The organism is Mesorhizobium sp. P5_C1, from assembly GCF_054049815.1.
Genome location: NZ_JBFULQ010000674.1, coordinates 1 through 2,548 on the forward strand (window position 1 = coordinate 1; position 2,548 = coordinate 2,548).

At 63.0% G+C, this 2,548-nt stretch carries 3 protein-coding genes and 2 pseudogenes; 2 read left to right on the forward strand and 3 right to left on the reverse strand.

Annotated elements, in window-relative coordinates; genetic code table 11:
* Together ACXJ7R_RS29725 and ACXJ7R_RS29730 are read left to right on the forward strand one after the other, a co-directional pair.
* Nucleotides 1-420: hypothetical protein (locus ACXJ7R_RS29725; protein ID WP_457154939.1), on the forward strand; the 420-nt coding region annotated here is incomplete at its 5' end.
* Between the two features lie 33 nt (nucleotides 421-453).
* On the forward strand, nucleotides 454-765 hold the full coding sequence (locus ACXJ7R_RS29730) for a transcriptional regulator (RefSeq protein WP_457154940.1): 312 nt from the start codon (nucleotides 454-456) through the stop codon (nucleotides 763-765).
* A 94-nt stretch (nucleotides 766-859) separates the two neighbouring features.
* Here the strand turns inward: ACXJ7R_RS29730 and ACXJ7R_RS29735 are convergent, their stop codons facing one another.
* The 3 genes and pseudogenes from ACXJ7R_RS29735 to ACXJ7R_RS29745 form a co-directional block, all read right to left on the reverse strand.
* The gene (locus ACXJ7R_RS29735; RefSeq protein WP_457154941.1) at nucleotides 860-1,474 is read right to left on the reverse strand and encodes a LysE family translocator; all 615 of its coding nucleotides are present in this window, start codon (nucleotides 1,472-1,474) and stop codon (nucleotides 860-862) included.
* A gap of 104 nt (nucleotides 1,475-1,578) precedes the next feature.
* Nucleotides 1,579-2,410 (reverse strand): annotated as a pseudogene (locus tag ACXJ7R_RS29740) (EamA family transporter).
* Nucleotides 2,407-2,548 (reverse strand): annotated as a pseudogene (locus tag ACXJ7R_RS29745) (TetR/AcrR family transcriptional regulator); the annotation flags it as partial. The pseudogenes ACXJ7R_RS29745 and ACXJ7R_RS29740, both read right to left, overlap by 4 nt.

Below are 2,548 nucleotides of genomic sequence, written 5' to 3' on the forward strand. Positions count from 1 at the left end.
GCTCACGATCATGCTGATCATCACAAAAATCCGCTGCTGATCTTCAATCATTGCCAGCAGTTCACCGCCGACATTCTCCGCACCCCGCTAGACCGATCGCGCCGCGAAGCTCAGAAGGTCAGCGAGCGGCTTTGTGCATTGATCCTCGGCCGCGAACATCAACACCTGCTGCTTGTTTGGATTGATCATCTCGTGCAGGCGGACGATCTACATAGATCACGAGAGCAATGCGATGACCGATCGCAGCATCACCTTGTCAAGCATGATCCCGCCACCCTTGCAAATGAATTGACAGATAGCTCTGGATTGCAGAGTATTCTGCATCAGACGCAGGAGCGCTTCGATGTCGATCGCACAACAGCAGGCGGCGCTATCTGGGACGGTCGAGACGGCGCGCCATGGCGTTTGCCGCGTCGATGACAATGTCTGGCTTGACCGCACCGGAGCCGCTCGATGAGCGCCGACGAAATCATCCACCAGAGCACGCGACTCAGGATCATGGCCACCCTGAACACGCTGGAAAGGCGCGAGATGCTGGAGTTCACCCGGCTGAAGACCATCGTTGGCGCCACCGACGGCAATCTTGGCGCGCATCTCGATACGCTGGTCAGGGCCGGTTATGTCGATATCGAAAAGCTGTTCGTCGGCCGCCGGCCGCAGACACGCGTCAAGGCAACGACGAGCGGACGGCGCGCGTTCCGCGGACACGTCGCTTTCCTGCGCAAGATCATTGATCAGGCCGAAGCGTCACAGCGCAGAAAATAGCCCTGCGATTGCGCGACATCTCTGTATCTCTTGTTTTGACGCAATTCCCTGAGGGAAAGCGCTATGCGCTTTTCACACTTTTCCTGGAATTGCTCTAGCGCGTGGCGACCACGGCGAGGCCGGCGCCGATCATCACTCCGCCCGCCGCGCGGTTGACCCGGCGCACGATCTTCGGCGTGCGCAGCAGGCTGCGGGCGCGGCCCGCCAGGATGACATGACCRCCGATCACCACGACCTCGACAGCCAGGATCACCATCGTCAACACACCGAGATGACCAGCGTCGAGCGACGTGCCAACCACGTTCGGCAGCAGTGCCACGTAGAACAGCGGCATTTTCGGATTGCCGAGGTTCAGCGCGATACCCGTCGCGAAGATCGCCAGCAGCCCGCGCCGTCCAGAGATGGGTTGCAGGTCCGGCACCACGGGCACGGCGGTCCACAAGCTGATGCCCATCCAGATCAGATAGATCGCTCCGCCATAACGAAGCACCGTCATGGCGATCGCCATCTTGGCTGCGATGAAAGACAGGCCGAAGACGGCGAGGACCAGGAAGATGAGGATGCCGACCACAGTGCCTGCGCCATAGGCAATACCCGACGCGGCACCGTTGGAGATCGTGCGGGCGAGGATCGTCATGTTGTCCGGACCGGGACTGGCCGCGAACACGAAGAAGGCAGCCGTGAAGGCAAGGATGGTGGCAAGGTCCATGAGGACTCCCGAAAGTGATCTGTTGCTCTCGGGCGTTTAGGCTAGCCGATTTTGCCTGTCGGCAACATCAGGAATTATCGGGTTCCGCACGACGCGCATTTTGGTCATTGATAGCCGAGGCAGATGGCGCCGAGGGCGACAACGGCGCAGGCGCCGACCCGCCGCGGCGTCAGCATCTCGCCGAGGAACAGGCGTCCGATGAAGGCGGCGAAGACGACGCTGGTTTCGCGGATCGCGGTGATGGGAGCGGCCGGCCCGAGCGAAGGCCGCGACCACGACACCATAGGCCAAAAGCGCGAACAGGCCGCCCGCCAGCGCCTTCCAGGTTTCCGGCGCCCGCAGGTCGACAATGAGCCGGCCACGGCAGGCAAGGAAGGTCGCCGACAGCAATGCACCATAGATCACGAGAACCCAGGCGGTGTAGGCGCCGGCATTTCCCGCCGCGCGGACGCCGATCGCATCGACCGTCGCATAGGCGGCGATGATCGCTCCCGTTGCCAGTGCATAGAGTATCGATGTCGTGGCGGCCCGGCCTCTGCCGAGCGAAAGGCCCATGATGCCGCCGGCGACCAACGCAACACCGACGGTCTGCGGCTGGGTGAGCTGCTGGTTGGCCAGGAGGAATCCACCGAGCGCGACAAGCAGCGGCACGCTGCCGCGAACGATCGGATAGACCTGTCCCAGTTCGCCATATCGGTAGGCGGCCACCAGGAACACGCTGTAGCCGACCTGCAAGCAGGCCGAGAGCACGACATAGGGCCAGGCCGGCGCGGCCGGAAGGGTGAGGAAGATGGCGAAGGGAATGGCGAGCGCCGTACTGGAGAAACTCATGACGGTGACGGTCCACAACCTGTCGCCCCCGGTTCGCAGGAAGGCGTTCCAGGTGGCGTGCAGGATCGCGGCAAACAGCGCGAGCCCGATGACCAGCGGGCTCATCGCGGCCTGCGCGAAGCGGCGATGATGTCCAGGGCCGTCTTGCGGGCGGCGCGAATGGCGGTGTCCGCCTGCCCCATCTGCGCCAGCAGCGTCGCACCTTCGATCAGCATCAGCAGGACCGCAGCCACGCTTTCGGCG